The 15,914-nt window shown below is 51.7% G+C and carries 14 protein-coding genes and 1 pseudogene; 2 read left to right on the top strand and 13 right to left on the bottom strand.

Annotation, left to right across the window (positions count from 1 at the left end; translation table 11 throughout):
• The first annotated feature begins 235 nt into the window (after nucleotides 1–235).
• Entirely contained in the window at nucleotides 236–847 is a 612-nt protein-coding gene (locus tag L1889_RS05910) for a TetR/AcrR family transcriptional regulator (RefSeq protein WP_238664347.1), read from the top strand.
• 99 nt (nucleotides 848–946) lie between these two features.
• On the opposite strand, the gene ppsA is transcribed toward L1889_RS05910, so the two are convergent.
• Nucleotides 947–3,310, bottom strand: coding sequence for a phosphoenolpyruvate synthase (ppsA, locus tag L1889_RS05905; protein ID WP_238664346.1), 2,364 nt, complete (start codon nucleotides 3,308–3,310; stop codon nucleotides 947–949).
• Nucleotides 3,311–3,475: 165 nt separating this feature from the next.
• Here ppsA and ppsR point away from each other — a divergent pair, with 165 nt between their 5' ends.
• Nucleotides 3,476–4,309, top strand: a complete 834-nt coding sequence (gene ppsR, locus L1889_RS05900) for a posphoenolpyruvate synthetase regulatory kinase/phosphorylase PpsR (protein WP_238664345.1) — start codon at nucleotides 3,476–3,478, stop codon at nucleotides 4,307–4,309.
• Nucleotides 4,310–4,426: 117 nt separating this feature from the next.
• Here ppsR and L1889_RS05895 read toward each other — a convergent pair whose 3' ends face one another.
• The 12 genes and pseudogenes from L1889_RS05895 to L1889_RS05845 form a co-directional block, all read right to left on the bottom strand.
• Entirely contained in the window at nucleotides 4,427–4,972 is a 546-nt protein-coding gene (locus L1889_RS05895; protein WP_308217600.1) for a TrmH family RNA methyltransferase, read from the bottom strand.
• A 29-nt stretch (nucleotides 4,973–5,001) separates the two neighbouring features.
• Nucleotides 5,002–5,211 carry a hypothetical protein gene (locus L1889_RS18720; protein ID WP_308217599.1) on the bottom strand — a complete coding sequence of 70 codons (210 nt, stop codon included), beginning with the start codon at nucleotides 5,209–5,211 and terminating at the stop codon, nucleotides 5,002–5,004.
• Nucleotides 5,208–5,825 carry a ribonuclease HII gene (gene rnhB, locus L1889_RS05890; protein ID WP_238664344.1) on the bottom strand — a complete coding sequence of 206 codons (618 nt, stop codon included), beginning with the start codon at nucleotides 5,823–5,825 and terminating at the stop codon, nucleotides 5,208–5,210. Before rnhB ends, L1889_RS18720 begins: the two co-directional genes overlap by 4 nt.
• Nucleotides 5,815–7,019, bottom strand: a pseudogene (lpxB, locus tag L1889_RS05885) (lipid-A-disaccharide synthase). Before lpxB ends, rnhB begins: the two are co-directional and overlap by 11 nt.
• Nucleotides 7,016–7,807 (bottom strand): acyl-ACP--UDP-N-acetylglucosamine O-acyltransferase, encoded by a 792-nt coding sequence (gene lpxA, locus L1889_RS05880; protein ID WP_238664343.1) that lies wholly within the window; start codon nucleotides 7,805–7,807, stop codon nucleotides 7,016–7,018. The pseudogene lpxB and the gene lpxA overlap by 4 nt, the downstream one beginning before the upstream one ends.
• The gene (fabZ, locus tag L1889_RS05875) at nucleotides 7,804–8,265 is read right to left on the bottom strand and encodes a 3-hydroxyacyl-ACP dehydratase FabZ (protein ID WP_238664342.1); all 462 of its coding nucleotides are present in this window, start codon (nucleotides 8,263–8,265) and stop codon (nucleotides 7,804–7,806) included. The genes lpxA and fabZ overlap by 4 nt, the downstream gene beginning before the upstream one ends.
• A 31-nt stretch (nucleotides 8,266–8,296) precedes the next feature.
• Nucleotides 8,297–9,388, bottom strand: a complete 1,092-nt coding sequence (gene lpxD, locus L1889_RS05870; protein WP_238664341.1) for a UDP-3-O-(3-hydroxymyristoyl)glucosamine N-acyltransferase — start codon at nucleotides 9,386–9,388, stop codon at nucleotides 8,297–8,299.
• A 6-nt stretch (nucleotides 9,389–9,394) separates the two neighbouring features.
• Nucleotides 9,395–9,877, bottom strand: a complete 483-nt coding sequence (locus L1889_RS05865; RefSeq protein ID WP_372871718.1) for an OmpH/Skp family outer membrane protein — start codon at nucleotides 9,875–9,877, stop codon at nucleotides 9,395–9,397.
• Between the two features lie 134 nt (nucleotides 9,878–10,011).
• On the bottom strand, nucleotides 10,012–12,351 hold the full coding sequence (gene bamA / locus L1889_RS05860; RefSeq protein WP_238664339.1) for an outer membrane protein assembly factor BamA: 2,340 nt from the start codon (nucleotides 12,349–12,351) through the stop codon (nucleotides 10,012–10,014).
• A gap of 52 nt (nucleotides 12,352–12,403) precedes the next feature.
• On the bottom strand, nucleotides 12,404–13,738 hold the full coding sequence (gene rseP / locus L1889_RS05855) for an RIP metalloprotease RseP (protein WP_238664338.1): 1,335 nt from the start codon (nucleotides 13,736–13,738) through the stop codon (nucleotides 12,404–12,406).
• A 19-nt stretch (nucleotides 13,739–13,757) separates the two neighbouring features.
• Nucleotides 13,758–14,957: a 1-deoxy-D-xylulose-5-phosphate reductoisomerase gene (locus L1889_RS05850; RefSeq protein ID WP_238664337.1), complete on the bottom strand. Its 1,200-nt coding sequence runs from the start codon at nucleotides 14,955–14,957 to the stop codon at nucleotides 13,758–13,760.
• A 59-nt stretch (nucleotides 14,958–15,016) separates the two neighbouring features.
• Nucleotides 15,017–15,904 (bottom strand): phosphatidate cytidylyltransferase, encoded by an 888-nt coding sequence (locus L1889_RS05845; RefSeq protein WP_238664336.1) that lies wholly within the window; start codon nucleotides 15,902–15,904, stop codon nucleotides 15,017–15,019.
• Between the last annotated feature and the right edge of the window lie 10 nt (nucleotides 15,905–15,914).

Here is a 15,914-nt window from a genome sequence, read left to right as displayed (position 1 = left end):
CGTTGCCGTATTTCAGTATACGCAGGAATTTAGCTAGGCCAGCAGCCAAGCACTTACATTTTATACTTTTAAAGACTACAAAAGATATTGCTGTCAGCGCAATCGAGGCGAATCAGCTAACTTTCATTAAACGCCACTACAATACCGTACTGTATGGTTTTTTTATAATTGACAAAGCATCGCAGCCAAGCAAAAATACAACATGCAAACTAAATAAAATAATTAGGGAAAAATAGTGAAAGCAACCAAAGCTCAAGAGCGCCGAGAACGCATCATAACCATCGCTACTGGCGTTTTTTGCGAACTGGGGTATGAGGGTGCATCGATGTCCATTATTGCAGCCCGTGTAGGCGGCTCTAAAGGTACGCTGTATAACTACTTCCCTTCAAAAGACGAACTTCTGCTGGCCACTATGCTTGCAGGTGCTGAAGAATTTCAGAATACGCTAGCCAAGTCCATTGATCAGTCTTTGCCTCTAGAGCAAATATTGGTAGGCTTCATAGAGCGTCTATTGCAAATGCTATACCAAGACAGCGATACCGAAAAACTATTACGCGTCGTGATCTCGGTGGGCGGAACAAGCGATGTTGGTAAACGTTTTTTTGAATACATAGGCGATGGCGTCTGGGCCCAAATTGCCCAAATTCTAGAACAGCATATTCAGCTTGGCAATTTGCAGGAAAAAGACCCTCTTTTTATGGTTACGCATTTAAGGGGCTTATGCGATGCCGATTTGTTGCGAATGCTGATGGGTGCCATGCCCAGCATGACAGACGAAGAAATCAAACAGCGCAGCTTGCAAATTTTGTCTACGTTTATGGACGCTTACCGCAACAGCCAGGAATAGACTCCGCTAGTCAAACGCAGTTTATAAAAATAGCGCGAACAGTTTGTGAACCGTTCGCGCTATTTTTTACTGCTTTACGTTTCGAGCTGCGGCAAAAGCCTATTTAGCCAAACGCTGCCAAGTATCGATCACCGTATCGGGATTGAGGGACAAGGAAAGAATACCCTCGTCTCGCAACCATTCGGCCAGATCCGGATGGTCGCTAGGCCCTTGACCACATATACCCACATACTTACCGGCTTTAAGGCAGGCCTTGATGGCGCGGCTAAGCATGAACTTGACAGCAGGATCACGTTCGTCAAAATCTGCAGCCAGCAATTCCATGCCAGAATCACGATCCAGGCCCAGGGTAAGTTGAGTCATGTCGTTTGAACCGATAGAGAAACCGTCGAAATACTCCAGGAACTCTTCAGCCAGAATGGCATTCGACGGAACCTCGCACATCATGATGACGCGAAGCCCGTTTTTACCGCGCTCAAGACCGTTATCGGCCAAGAGCTGAATCACGCGCTCGGCTTGCGACAATGTGCGTACAAAAGGCACCATGATCTCGATGTTGGTCAGGCCCATATCGTCGCGTACTTTTTTCAGCGCTTCACATTCCATGCGGAAGCACTCTTCGAAGTCGTCGGAGATATAGCGCGCCGCGCCGCGGAAGCCCAGCATGGGGTTTTCTTCTTCGGGCTCGTAGCGCGATCCGCCTACCAGTTTACGGTATTCGTTAGACTTGAAATCGGACAAGCGAACGATGACCGGCTTTGGATAGAATGCTGCGCCCAGCGTTGCAATACCCTCAGCAAGCTTCTCGACAAAGAAGGCGCGGGGGCTGGCATAGCCACGTGCTGCGGACTCAACAGCTTTTTTAAGTTCGCTATCAACGTTTGGGTAATCGAGTACGGCTTTAGGATGAATTGCAATATTGTTATTAATAATGAATTCAAGTCGAGCTAATCCAACGCCGTCGTTAGGGATCTGGGAAAAATCAAAAGCCAGTTGTGGGTTCCCCACATTCATCATGACTTTCATGCCTATCTCGGGCATTTCACCCCAGCTGACTTCGTCGATCTGGGTTTCGAGCAAGCCGTCGTAAATACGGCCTTCATCACCTTCGGCGCAAGAGACCGTCACTTCCTGGCCATCTTTAAGAATGTCGGTGGCCTCGCCACAACCTACGACGGCAGGAATACCCAGCTCACGCGCGATGATGGCTGCGTGACAAGTACGTCCGCCACGGTTCGTGACAATTGCCGAAGCCAGCTTCATGACCGGCTCCCAGTTGGGATCTGTCATGTCGGTAACGAGAATATCACCCGCTTTGACCTGATCCATTTCGCTTGCATCGCCGACCAGACGTACGGTTCCGGAACCGATTTTTTGGCCAATGGCCCGACCAGTAATCAGTACTTCGCCAGTAGCTTTCAGGCTGTAGCGCTCTTGAACGTCGTTGTTGGAAAGCTGAGACTTAACGGTCTCCGGGCGTGCTTGCAGAATATAAATTTTTCCGTCCAGCCCATCCCGGCCCCACTCGATATCCATAGGACGCTGATAATGCTTCTCGATAATTGTCGCGTAGCGCGCAAGCTCGATCACTTCTTCGTCGTTAAGCGAGTAACGGTTGCGTTCGGATACGGGAACATCAACCGTGCGAACGGCTTCGCCGCTTTCGCGCTGCGGATCAAATTCCATTTTCAACAATTTGGAACCGATGCGGCGGCTGATGATCGGATAGTGGCCTGCTTCCAGCGTAGGCTTGAATACGTAGAATTCGTCTGGGTTGACTGCACCCTGCACAACCGTTTCGCCCAAGCCATATGACGATGTGATGAACACCACGTCAGGGAAGCCTGACTCGGTGTCCAGGGTAAACATAACGCCGGAGCTGCCCTTGTCGGAGCGAACCATGCGTTGAATACCGGCTGACAGCGCTACATCGGCGTGCTCGAAGCCTTTATGGACACGGTAAGAAATGGCGCGATCGTTATAGAGCGATGCGAAAACATGATGAATTTTTTCTAAGACATCGTCAATGCCTACGACGTTCAGATAGCTTTCTTGCTGGCCTGCAAAAGAGGCATCTGGCAAGTCTTCTGCGGTGGCTGATGAACGTACCGCGAAGGAGCCCTGGCCGTCGGCATCCAGTGCTGCGAACGATTCGCGAATCTGGGACTCCAGTTCGTGCGGGAACGGCGTGTCGATAATCCACTGACGGATTTCAGCACCGGCTGCCACCAGCTCACGTACATCATCGGCATCGAGAGTAGCGAGTCGATTAGCGATACGTTCGTCCAGGCCATCGGCTTTAAGGAAGACACGATAGGCTTCGGCTGTGGTGGCAAAACCACCAGGCACACGTACACCGACACCAGCAAGCTGGCTGATCATTTCTCCGAGAGAGGCGTTTTTGCCCCCTACAGTATCGACGTCCGTCATACGGAGGTTGTCGAAGGGTAAAACATAAGACATGAATGTCACCTTAAAAATAAAAAAGCCTGTTTGCCTAGCACGCAACTGGGGGTGGGCCGATGACCACCATTTACGCACTAGGCAAACCTGCCTTGCTTGCTGCTCATGTCACTGTTACTCTTTTCAGATTGTACCGTTTATAGGCCATTGTGCACCACCTAAGTCATGACTTCGACATTAATTGAACGAACCGTATTCGTGGTCTCTGATAGTACTGGGATTACCGCCGAAACTTTTAGCCATTCTGTGCTTTCTCAATTTCAGCAATTTGAATTTGAAGCATTACGAATCCCTTTCATCGACACTATTGAAAAGGCCCAAGCGGTTGCCGATCGCATCAATAAAACAGCCGAGGAACAAGGCCAGCGCCCTCTGGTCTTCAGCACTTTAGTCGACCCTAAAATGGCCACCATTATCGGGGCGGCCAACTGCACCTTCCTTGATTTGTTTGGTTCCTTTGTGCGTCACATCGAACGCGCCCTGGGAGTGAAATCTACCCGCTCGGTAGGCCGGTCACATTCTAACGGCCTTTCCAAACAATACAACAACAGAATTGAAGCCATCAATTTCAGCCTGGCGCATGACGATGGTCAGTATGTCCAGGGCCTCGAGCAGGCCGATGTTATTTTGGTCGGGGTTTCACGCTGTGGCAAAACGCCAACTAGCCTGTATCTGGCCATGCAGTATGCAGTAAAAGCCGCCAACTATCCCTTGATTCCCGAGGACTTTGAACGCGGAACCCTCCCCGCCACTCTGCTCCCTTACCGTAAAAAGCTATTTGGCCTATCGATTTTGCCTGACCGCCTTGCCGAGGTACGCAACGAGCGACGTCCCGATAGTACCTATTCCTCGCTTAAACAGTGCATTAACGAGGTCGCTGATGCCGAACGCTTAATGCGCATCGAAGGGATCCCGTGGCTATCCACCACTACACGCTCCATTGAAGAAATCTCTACGAAAATCCTGGAAGAAGTCGGCCTGAATCGACGTGTTTATTAGTAATACATGACAGCACATAAAAAGCGGATGAGCCTTAACGGCCCTATCCGCTTTTTTATTAAGGCCCTGCCCTGTAGCCAGCTGTTTCCTGTAATCGTCCGGCGGTCAGCCGAAAAATCAGGCAAGCGACTGGCGCCGCTGCTCAAATAAACAGATGCCTGCAGCGATTGCCACATTCAACGATTCGACGCGGGCTGACTGCGGGATAAATACACGAGCCGTGGCCTTTTGCTGAAGCGCCGCCTCTACGCCCTGTCCTTCGTTGCCAAATACCCAGGCAGCCGAGCTGGGAATACGTATCTGATATAGAGATTGCGCGTCATCCAGAGAGGTCGCAAAGACCTGCACCTTCGAATGCCTGATCAAGTGATGAAGATCCACCTGCTCGTAAAGGCTCAAGTTAAAATGGGCACCTTGAGCACTGCGCAATACCTTTTGAGACCAGACATCGGCACAGCCTTCTGATAAAAAAACCTGCCCGATGTCAGCGGCTGCAGCGGTGCGCAATAGTGTGCCAAGATTGCCAGGGTCTTGAATACGGTCGAGCAGCAATGCTGCGCCATCGAGCGGGCCATCAGGAGACTGAGTGGGCATGCTCACTGCAAAGGCAATACCTTGGGGCTGCTCAACCTTGGACAGGCTTCGCAGCAGAGCACTGCTCAATGCACAGCGCTCTGCCGTATGAGCCTGTTCTAATAATGCCTGGATCTCGGGGTGGATTCTGCGCGCTCGGCATCGAATACCACCATGTCCGGCGCCCCGAAACGCTCAAGCCAGCTTTGGCACAAATGCACACCTTCGATCCACACTTGCTTCGGCCCTCCTCCTAGAGGGCGCTTGCCGGATGCTATGCGCTGCAGGCTTTTGTAGCGTGTATTATCACGCGAATGAATAATGGTCATTGAGGATCTTGAAGTCGCAAAGCCGCACGTCTTACAGGGGCGAAACTGCGCCGATGCTCCGGACACGGCCCATGCAAGGACAGACGTTCCATGTGCAAAGCCGTACCATAGCCCTTATGCTGATCAAAACCGTAGTCCGGGTAAAGTGCATGCATTTCCAGGCAGGCTTCATCCCTGGCGGTTTTCGCCAAAATAGAAGCAGCCGAAATAGCAGCCACCTGCGAATCGCCTTTGATTACCGCTCGTGATGGCGCGCATAAATTACTGGGTACGCGATTACCGTCTATCAGAATAAGCCCCGGAGAAAGAGGAAGAGCCTCGCACGCACGCTGCATGGCAAGCATGGTTGCGTGCAATATATTGAGTTCATCAATTTCATCGCGATTCGCACTGGCAATGCACCAGGCCAGGGCGTGGGCACGAATTTCTATGGCGAGCTCTGCCCGCCGCTTGGGACTCAGCTTTTTAGAGTCCCCCAGGCCTTCAATCACATGGTCGGGATCAAGAATGACCGCTGCAGCAAATACCGGGCCCGCCAAAGGCCCCCGTCCTGCTTCGTCTACGCCAGCAGTCAGTTCGTCAATTGATACAAGTACATTTAAATCAGTATCCACGTCGTGCCACATCCAAAATAACATTCGCCGCCAACTTGGCGGTATCCAGACGCAATGACTCGTGCAAACGGTAAAAGTGCCGGCTAACTTTTTCGCGCCACGAACTGTCATCCAAAGCCCGACGGCAAGCCCTGGCAAGCGATTTCGGCTCGGCCTCTTCTTGAAGCAGTTCTGGCACGATGAAGTCCTGGCAAAGAATATTGGGCAAGCCGATCCAGTCTAGCAATGGACGCTTTTGGCCTGACTGCCATGCCATGATGTTTTTCATCAAGGGCGTAAGCACATAAGAGATCACCATGGGCCGCTTGTAAAGAGCTGCCTCCAGCGTAGCTGTACCACTTGCGATAAGTAAAGCGTCGCTGGCCTCCATGACATCCCACGCTACCGGCTTCTGGCCGCCACCTGCTAATAGTTGCGTGGCGACAGACTCGTTTGTCACTATCCGAATATGTTTTACCGGGTGGTCTTTAAGTATGGCTTCAAACTGTGCTTTCCGGGCAGCATTAACCACAGGCACCAGAATTTGCAGCGCCGGCTCTTCTGCTTGCAAAAGCTGAGCTGCCTGCAAGAACCGGGGTGCAAGATTCGCAATTTCGGAGCGGCGGCTGCCAGGTAACAGCCCCAGCACTCTGGCATCAGGAGCTACTCCCAGTCGAGCTCGTGCCGCGATGAGGTCCGGCTCAAGGGGAATGCTCTGAGCTAAAGGATGGCCTACACAAGTAACAGGCACTCCCTCTTTCTTATAGATATCCACTTCAAAGGGAAACAGTACCAGCATATGGGACACTGCCTCACGTATTTTGTGAATACGCTCGTAGCGCCATGCCCATATCGAAGGTCCTACAAACTGGACTGTGGGTATGCCTTGCTGCCGCAGCGCTGCTTCCATTCGCAAATTAAAATCGGGAGCGTCTATACCTACAAACACATCCGGATGGTTTTTTTCCACCGATTGCGAACACCATAGTAGGTCTGCAATAAGCGTGGCAAGCTTTTGAGTGCGTCCACATAACCAAAAACCGACAGCGCGTCCATGGGATACCAGGCATCCAGGCCCGCAGCGACCATTTCAGGACCGCCAATACCGGTAATGAGGGTGTCGGGGTGTGTCTCGTATAGACCGCGTTGAATGCGAGAACCGAGTAAGTCGCCAGAAGGCTCACCAGCGACCATGCCTACTCGCAATGCCGTCATGGCCGTACAATGCCCCGGCTTGATTCTTCAAGAAAATCAACCATCAGCTGAATCGCTGATGCCGCTTCGGGCTTTTCAGACTGAAGAGTTTTGATTTGCAGCAAAGCCTCATCGATTTTCAAACCGCGCCGATAAAGCAGCCTGTAGGTTTCTTTGATGGCTGAAATAACTTCAGGACTAAAGCCTCTGCGTCGCAGACCTTCAGAATTCACACCCGCTGGCTTAAAGGGATCACCGGCCCCGATAACAAACGGTGGGATGTCCTGGCGGATAGAGCTAGTGCCACCAATCATGGTGTGTGCACCAATACGAACGAATTGGTGCATGGCAGACAAGCCGCCAATAATGGCCCAGTCACCTATGTGTATATGTCCGGCAAACTGAACACTATTTGCCAAAATAGTATGGTTGCCTATCTGGCAGTCGTGAGCAATATGCACATAGGCCATGACCCAGTTATCATTACCCAGACGGGTAACCCCGACATCCTGAACCGTACCGGTGTTAATGGTGACGTATTCACGCACGGTATTTGAATCACCTATTTCCAGACTCGTAGGCTCACCTGCGTACTTTTTGTCTTGAGGCATGCCGCCTATAGAGCAGAAACGATAAAAATGATTGTTTTTGCCAATGGTCGTATGCCCATCGATGATGCAATGAGGCCCGACGATCGTCCCCGAGCCAATGGTGACATTCTCGCCAATAATGCTATAGGGACCAACCTGCACATCTGCTGCAACTACAGCCCCAGGTGCAATAATTGCGGTAGGGTGAATTAAACTCATGCTTCGTCGTCTTCCAATACACGAATCGCACACATTAACTTGGCTTCAGCGACAACTTGGCCATCAACCAGAGCTTTTGCCGAGTATTTACAGATGGCGCGACTGATCCGATCTGCCACAACCTCCAAACGCAGCTGGTCTCCTGGAACCACTGGCTTTCTAAAGCGGGCGCCGTCTACCCCTACCAAATAGTAAGCAATTTTTTGACTGGCGGCATTCACTTCATGATCGTCTTCGAACGAAAAAAGTGCTGCGGCCTGAGCCATGGCTTCAATAATGAGCACGCCCGGCATGACAGGATGATGAGGGAAATGGCCTGTAAAAAACGGCTCGTTCATCGACACGTTTTTAATGGCAACAATGCTTTTCCCTGGGACCATTTCAACTACGCGGTCAACCAGCAACATCGGGTATCGATGTGGCAAGCGTTCCATAATTTGTCGAATATCGAGTTCCATGATGATTCCTGCTTATTATTCTATTAAAAAATTAATCGTTGTTACCCCGTTCCAGCGCGCGAAGACGACGCCGTAACGGATTCAACTGTGAAATAACAGCGGCATTACGTTGCCACTGCTGATGTTCGGCATAAGGATAGACCCCGGTATAGCGCCCAGGCTGATCAACATTCGAGGTAATGGCTGTACCGCCGGACACCTGCACGTCGTCAGTGAGGGTTATATGACCTGAAAGCATGGCCGCCCCGCCAATAATGCAACGCTTGCCTATGACTGTTGAGCCGGCAATACCCACACAGGCAGCAATGGCAGTGTGCTCACCAATGCGGACGTTATGGGCCACCATAATCTGGTTGTCTAATTTAACCCCGTTTTCAATAACGGTATTGTCCAGGGCTCCGCGGTCGATGGTCGTGTTCGCACCGATTTCAACATCGTCACCAATCTGCACACCGCCGATTTGGGCGATTTTAGCCCAGGCGCCTTGCGTTGACGGGTCGGGCGCGAAGCCAAATCCGTCAGCACCAATGACGGCACCGGCATGAACAATACAGCGGTCGCCCAAGGACACCTGGTGATAAAGTACAACCTTGGCATGCAGTAAACACGATGTACCTATGGTGGAATTTTCACCCACCACGCAACCAGCTCCAATACGCGTCCCCTGCCCCACCACAACGTTAGCCTCGATGACTGCGTTGGCAGCCACGCTGACACCGTCGTGCAGCACTGCAGAGCTATGGATCGTTGCTGAGGGGTGTATGCCTGCAGGCAGACCTTCAATGCGATGTCTGTCAAACCATTGGGCTAACAAGGCATACATCAGATAGGGCTGATCGCAGAGAACCACCGCAAAATGAGGCTTAAATGTCAGATTGCGATAATCGTCGGTGCTAAGGATGACAGCCCCCGCCTGAGTGCGGGACAACTGGTCTTTTAGCTTGGGGTTTGACAAAAAGCTGAGCTCGACTGAACTGGCATAAAGCAACGAGCCCAGCCCCTGAATCGGGTGCGTGGGCTCGGAGCTTATATTTGCCAAACTGCATTCAAGACCAGTGCTTTGTACTACAGCAATAAGCTGCTCTAACGAGGGCGCCTGATCAGGCGCAAGCAGTACTGGCATAGTTTTTTAACCACCTAGGGCTTTCAGGACCTCGTCAGTGATGTCCACTCGGGGACTAACAGTAACGGCATCTTGGATGATCAGGTCGTAACCCTGGTTGTCAGCAATGTTCTGAATAGCTGCATCGGCTTTCTCAACAATGGCTGAGAACTCTTCGTTACGACGACGGTTGAAGTCTTCCTGAAATTCACGACGCTTGCGCTGCAGGTCTGAATCAAGATCGGACAATTGACGCTGGCGCGAAATGCGGTCGGATTCGGAAAGCACTGGTGCGTCTTTATCGAACTTCTGAGCATCATTACGCAGCTTGTTAGCCAAATTTTGCAACTCGTCGTCACGGCGCTTAAATTCAGCTTCGATTTTACTCTGTGCTGCTTTAGCAGGTTGCGAGTCACGCAGGATGCGCTCGGTGCTGACAAAGCCAATTTTGGTCTGGGCTTGAGCAATTGGAGCAGCGGCCATAGCCGACACACCCAACACCGCGGCCATCACCACCGCACGATTGCCACGTGACAGTTGACGAGCGACTGAGGAAAGTTGAAATGCGAATTTAGACTTCATGAAAATCTACCTTGCTAATAACGCTGCGAGAAAAAGTTAATTGTGCCACTAAAAACGGCATTTTAAAACGCGGTACCAATTTGAAACTGGAAGGCTTGTTTTTCGTCACCGGCCTTGGCGTTCATTGCACGACCATAGGACAATTGCAATGGGCCTAACGGAGACTGCCACGAAAGACCCACACCCGCGGAGTATTTCCATCCGCATGGATCTTCGATTTCGTTGTTTCTGCCTGTCCAGCAAGAGCCGTCGGCGTTATCTACGCGGCCAGCATCGGTGAACACAAACCAGCGCAGTGTACGGTCACGTGTAGCGCCTGGGAACGGCAGATAGAGCTGCACATTACCCGCTACGCGGCGAGAACCACCCAGGTAATCGCCGGTCAAGGTGTCACGTGGACCTAATGAGGCACCTTCGTACCCCCGTACTGACCCTATACCACCACCATAAACTGTCTTGATGATAGGGAACGCACGACCACCGTAGGACTTCCCGTAGTCGGCCATGCCGTTAAAGGCCAGCGTAAAGGCTCGTCCCAGTGGTAAATAGTATTGTTGCTGCGCACTAAGCATGTAGTAACGCAGATCGAGCGTAGAGAAATCGGCAGACAGACGGGTGTAGCCACCCCGGGTCGGAGCCAATGCACTATCACGCGTATCTTTGGACCAGCCTAAATTGAAGATCGCCGCATTGGTACCCGAGCCAAACTCTTCAACAAACTCTTGGTAGGCCAGAGGCGTATACTGCCTGCTAAACCGGCCAATCTTGTTGTGCTCAAGGTTTACACCCATGAAAATGCGATCGTACTCTGAGATAGGAATACCAAAGTTCAAGCCCGCGCCGTACGCTGTAACCTGGTAATCACCATAAGAGTAATCACTTTCGTAAGGCGTGGTACGGCGGTAATACAGCGATGTGGTTTTGCTTATACCGTCTTTGGTCCAATAAGGGTTGGTGTGAGAAATCACAGCAGCCCGGTTGGTCTTACTTGTGTTTAGCTGCAACGACAAGCTGTTACCGCTACCAAAGATATTGTCCTGGCTAATACCGGCCGACAAAATAACTTTATCGGTAGAACCGTAGCCTACACCCAGGTTAATCAGCCCTGTGGGTTTTTCTTTGACGTCTACGTTCAGATCGACCTGATCAGGCGAGCCGGCCACAGGAGCTGTGTTGACATCAACTTCGTTGAAATAACCCAGACGGTCAATACGGTCTCTGGAGAAAGCAATACTGTTTGAATCGTACCAGGCAGCTTCGTTCTGGCGCATTTCACGGCGTATCACTTCGTCGCGTGTTCGGGTATTGCCACCGATCTGAATACGACGTACATAGGCACGGCGGCCCGGATCAATGTAGAAACTAAGATCCGCCGTATGGTTTTCCCTATCGAGTACCGGGTGCGGATTCACGTTGGCGAAGGCATAGCCTAAGCTGCCCAGATAATCGGTAATGGCTTTAGCCGAAGCATTGGTTTTTTCAGCTGAAAAGGTTTCTCCGGCCTTTACCTGTACAAGAGGCAGAATCTCAGCGTCCAGTCCGAGCAAATCGCCGGCTAGCTTGACGTCGCTAATCTCGTAGGGGTCGCCTTCGTGAACGGTAAGCGTCACAAAGATATCCTGGCGATCGGGCGAGATAGAGACCTGTGGCGGCTCGGAATTAAATTCAAGGTAACCACGGTCGAGGTAGTAGGAGCGAATACGCTCGACATCTCCTTCGAGCTTTTCCCTTGAGTATTTATTCGTGCCGGTGTACCACGTCATGACACCCGAGGTCGTGAGCTCCATCTGGCTAAGCAGGCGGCTTGTACTGAAGGCCTCGTTACCCACGATGTTGATCTCTTTGATTTTGGCCAGATCACCTTCAAAGACGTCAAAGCTGACCCCTACGCGATTGCGTGGCAACGGGGTAATGATAGGCGTGACCTCGACGCCATACTTACCTTTGCTGAGGTATTGCTGCTTGAGTTCGAACTCGGCACGCTCGAGCATGGCGCGATCGAATACACGGCCTTCACCAAAGCCCACTTGCGAGAGTGACTGCGTGATTCCCTTGGCATCAAACTCACGCATTCCGTTAAAGGTTACCGAGGCGATGGTGGGACGCTCGACCACAGAAACCACCAGTACGTTATCAGTGGTATCCAGCTGCACGTCGCTAAAGAAGCCCGTGGAATACAAGCGTTGAATAGCTTCACTAGCCTGCTCTTCGGAAAACTGCTCACCCACTTTGACCGGTAAGAAGCTAAAGACAGTGCCTGGATCAACTCGTTGTATGCCGTTAACTTGAATATCACGAACGACGAAAGGCGTAAACGCATTGGCAATGGCTGGAGCAAGCAGCGTTGCTACCAGCAAAGGCAAGGTACGCAGAGCAAATTTTGATTTCCGGCTTAACGACATCCTGGAGAGTCCTTGGTCGATCAAATGGTTTTGGATTGTAAGACAACGAAGCCTAACTGAAAAGTCGGACAAAGTCATTTACGAAAGCAAGCATCATTAAAGCAGCAAGTATACCTAAACCAATACGCCGCCCGTGATTTTGCCATTTTTCTGAAAGCGGTCGTCCGCGAACGACCTCGACAGCATAATACAGCAGATGGCCGCCATCGAGCATGGGTATAGGTAAAAGATTTAGTAAACCAATGCTGACGCTGATTAATGCAAGAAAATGTAAATAAGATGCTAAGCCGATGCGCGCGCTTTGACCAGCATAATCAGCGATAGACACCGGCCCGCTAATATTCTTGACCGACACGTCCCCGGTGACCATACGGGCTATCATTTTTAACGAAAGCCAGAAGGTATCGGCAGTACGAGAAACGCCTTGAACAACGCTGTCCAGAGGGCCATAACGAACCGTCACCATTGGCAGATCCGCACCCACCAATATACCGATACGGCCCACCTGCTCACCCTCCGGCGTCTGCTCAGCGCGCACATGCGCATCAATGCTAAGCCTTTGGCCATCGCGCAATATTTGTAACTGCACTGTTTGGCCCGCCAGATTCTGGACAGCACTCACAAAATCGTTAGCAGAGGGCTCTGGGATGTCATTTAAGCCAACAATGACATCACCGGCAAGCAAGCCCGCCGCCTCTGCAGCCCCACCCTCGATGATACGCTGTACTTTAGCGTGTGGCATGGCAAGCCTGAAGCCTGCTTCAGCGAGCAGATCCGGAGCATCGGGCTTAATCTGGGCCTTGGGAAGATCAATCTCGTAAGTGCGGCTGTTACTGAGTGCGTCTTGCGTTTGAATGTTGACTACGCCACCCGTGCTGAGCGAATCAAGCATCTGCCAACGAAACTGTGACCATGACGCTATGTTTTTATCATTAACACCCACCACCGTGTCACCCGCTTGCACATGTGCATACGCCGCCGGCGTATCGGCCGCAGGTTGACCCAGAATAGCGGCCGGCTCTTGCGTACCTACCAAGCCAATCAAGGCATAGATAAGTACCGCCAGAATCAGATTGGCAACTGGGCCGGCGACGGTAATGGCAGCACGTTGCCACACCGTCTTGTTATCAAAGGAGGCGTCGATCTCGGCCTGAGTCGCATTCAGCGGGGCCTGATTACGCATCATCACGTAGCCCCCGAGGGGCAGCGCTGAAAATGCCCACTCGCAACCGCGCTTATCGGTGTATTTGGCCAGAACCTTGCCAAATCCAAAAGAAAAACGCTCGATGTGAACGCCACAACGGCGGGCTATCCAGTAATGGCCAAGCTCGTGAATTGTAACTAACAGACCAATGGCAACAGCAAACGCCAATAAGGTAAATAACATGAACTATGCCCTTAAGAAATCAAGCCGCAGAGCTGCAGAGGCCACGGGCGATGATGCGCGATTCGTGATCAACACCCAGCACGGATTCCAGGCAGTCTAATGCAGGAGTATTCATGCCTACCACTCTTTCAATGCTGTTTGAGATAACACGCGGAATATCGTTATATGAAATTTTACGCTTTAAAAACAGATCCACTGCAACCTCGTTGGCCGCATTCAGGGTAATACATGCCGCCTGTGACGTTGCCAGAGCTTCAAAAGACAGCTTCAGACAAGGAAAGCGCTCGAAATCAGGCTCTTCGAAGTCTAGCCGGCCCATGGCAGTGAGACCCAGCAGCCCAACGCCGCTTTCTATACGTTCAGGAAAGCCCAGGCCATAGGCAATGGAAGTGCGCATATCGGGCTGGCCGAGCTGAGCGAGCACCGAGCCATCTATATATTCGACCATCGAATGAATCAGACTTTGGGGATGGATGACCACATCAATTTTGTCAGCCGGCATCGCAAACAGCCAATGAGCCTCGATGACTTCTAGCCCCTTATTCAGCATAGTCGCGGAATCGACCGAGATTTTTTTGCCCATGCTCCAGTTAGGATGCGCACAGGCCTGCTCTGGAGTGACGCTGGCCAGGTCATTAAGATCAAGAGTGCGAAATGGCCCGCCGGAAGCAGTTAGCAATAACCGACGTATGCTTTTGGGCGCTTCGCTAATAATGTGATGACGCGACGCTTCGGGCAGACACTGAAAAATGGCATTGTGTTCGCTGTCTATAGGAATCAGGCTGGCATTTCCTTGGCGAACCGCGTCCATGAATAAGCCACCAGCAGCAACCAGTGCTTCCTTATTCGCCAGCAGAATACGCTTGCCTGCCCTTGCAGCCGCCAGAACTGGCGCAAGGCAGGCGGCCCCCACAATAGCTGCCATGACAGTATCAACAGCTGAATCGGAAGCGGTTTCAATTAAGCCTGGTTCGCCTATACGAATTTCGGGCAAAGAGCCCTTGCCGTAGGCCTGTATAAATTGCGTGGCGGCGTCACCGTCGGGCACCACCACAACTTGCACCTGGTACTGCAGCGCTTGTTCGGCGAGCTTTTCCATGCGGCTGTATGCCGATAATGCGTAGACCGCCATTGTTTGAGAATGGCGGGCAATAACATCAAGGGTGCTACAGCCGATGGAGCCGGTAGAACCCAATATACATACGCGTTGAAAACTCATTAATACGCTTCTTTAATAAAGACTGGCTAGCGCCATGCGAATTCGACCGGCGAAGCCGCTTAGTTTGCTGCGACGCTGAGCATTTCGAGGAATGGACCACCAAGGACCAATGCAACAGGCGCGACAGGAAGGAGTGCGTCGATACGATCGAATACACCGCCATGGCCAGGAAGCAGGTTACTTGAATCCTTGACGCCAGCGCGCCTTTTCAGCAGTGACTCAAATAGGTCGCCCATGACCGAAAGTGCAGCCAGCCCTGCAGCTATTGCCACCACACCAAACCATGGCCAACGCATGGCTAAATCATGTGCATAGCTACCCTCGATCCGGCCCGTTAGAAACACGTAGGCAATAACGCCTAGCATTCCACCAAAAAAACCAGCCCATGTTTTCCCGGGGCTTATACGAGGAGCCAGCTTCTTCTTGCCCCACGCCTTTCCGGCAAAATACGCCGCAATATCAGCAACCCAGACAATGGCCATCATCGATAACAGGTAGATGCCACCACGATACATCAGCATTTCGTTCAACGAAGCCCATGCTATAAAAACCGCGAAAACACCAAAAATACTTAAAGCCACCTTGGAGGCCTGCTTCTGGGTCTGGGCAAAGCCGAGCATCAAGCTCACCCCTATGGCCCAATAAAGAACCACCAAAGGCAAAAACACAAGAAACACATGTGCCCTGGCTTCTTTGGCCCACACCTGCATATCCAATGACGGCTGCCAGCCATAAGCTAGGTACAGCATGCCGACAAACAGCAGCAGGCCTATCAGGGGAGCCATAAATCCGGATGAGCCAGACCATGTTAGTCTGAGCCACTCCCAAAGCGCACAGGCGGCGGCAAGCGCAAGCAAGACCGTCATGGGCCACAGCGAAGGCAGGAACATGGCCAAAACAAGAACTGCAATGAGCACAACGGCAGTGATAATACGCTGTCCAAGCATGGTCGCCTCG

It is taken from the genome of Paenalcaligenes niemegkensis (assembly GCF_022230885.1).
Classification (GTDB): Bacteria; Pseudomonadota; Gammaproteobacteria; order Burkholderiales; family Burkholderiaceae_B; genus Paenalcaligenes; species Paenalcaligenes niemegkensis.
Note: the sequence above shows the minus strand (reverse complement) of the source record. Positions and strands in the feature narration are given on the sequence as shown.

Excerpts from the sequence above, each read along its gene's own strand:
- fabZ (WP_238664342.1), bottom strand. The coding sequence starts at position 8,265 with ATGGAACTCGATATTCGACAAATTATGGAACGCTTGCCACATCGATAC.
- rseP (WP_238664338.1), bottom strand. The coding sequence starts at position 13,738 with ATGTTATTTACCTTATTGGCGTTTGCTGTTGCCATTGGTCTGTTAGTT.
- L1889_RS05845 (WP_238664336.1), bottom strand. The coding sequence starts at position 15,904 with ATGCTTGGACAGCGTATTATCACTGCCGTTGTGCTCATTGCAGTTCTT.
- L1889_RS05865 (WP_372871718.1), bottom strand. The coding sequence starts at position 9,877 with ATGGCCGCGGTGTTGGGTGTGTCGGCTATGGCCGCTGCTCCAATTGCT.
- L1889_RS18720 (WP_308217599.1), bottom strand. The coding sequence starts at position 5,211 with ATGACCATTATTCATTCGCGTGATAATACACGCTACAAAAGCCTGCAG.
- lpxA (WP_238664343.1), bottom strand. The coding sequence starts at position 7,807 with ATGAGTTTAATTCACCCTACCGCAATTATTGCACCTGGGGCTGTAGTT.
- bamA (WP_238664339.1), bottom strand. The coding sequence starts at position 12,351 with ATGTCGTTAAGCCGGAAATCAAAATTTGCTCTGCGTACCTTGCCTTTG.
- ppsA (WP_238664346.1), bottom strand. The coding sequence starts at position 3,310 with ATGTCTTATGTTTTACCCTTCGACAACCTCCGTATGACGGACGTCGAT.
- lpxD (WP_238664341.1), bottom strand. The coding sequence starts at position 9,388 with ATGCCAGTACTGCTTGCGCCTGATCAGGCGCCCTCGTTAGAGCAGCTT.
- L1889_RS05850 (WP_238664337.1), bottom strand. The coding sequence starts at position 14,957 with ATGAGTTTTCAACGCGTATGTATATTGGGTTCTACCGGCTCCATCGGC.
- ppsR (WP_238664345.1), top strand. The coding sequence starts at position 3,476 with ATGACTTCGACATTAATTGAACGAACCGTATTCGTGGTCTCTGATAGT.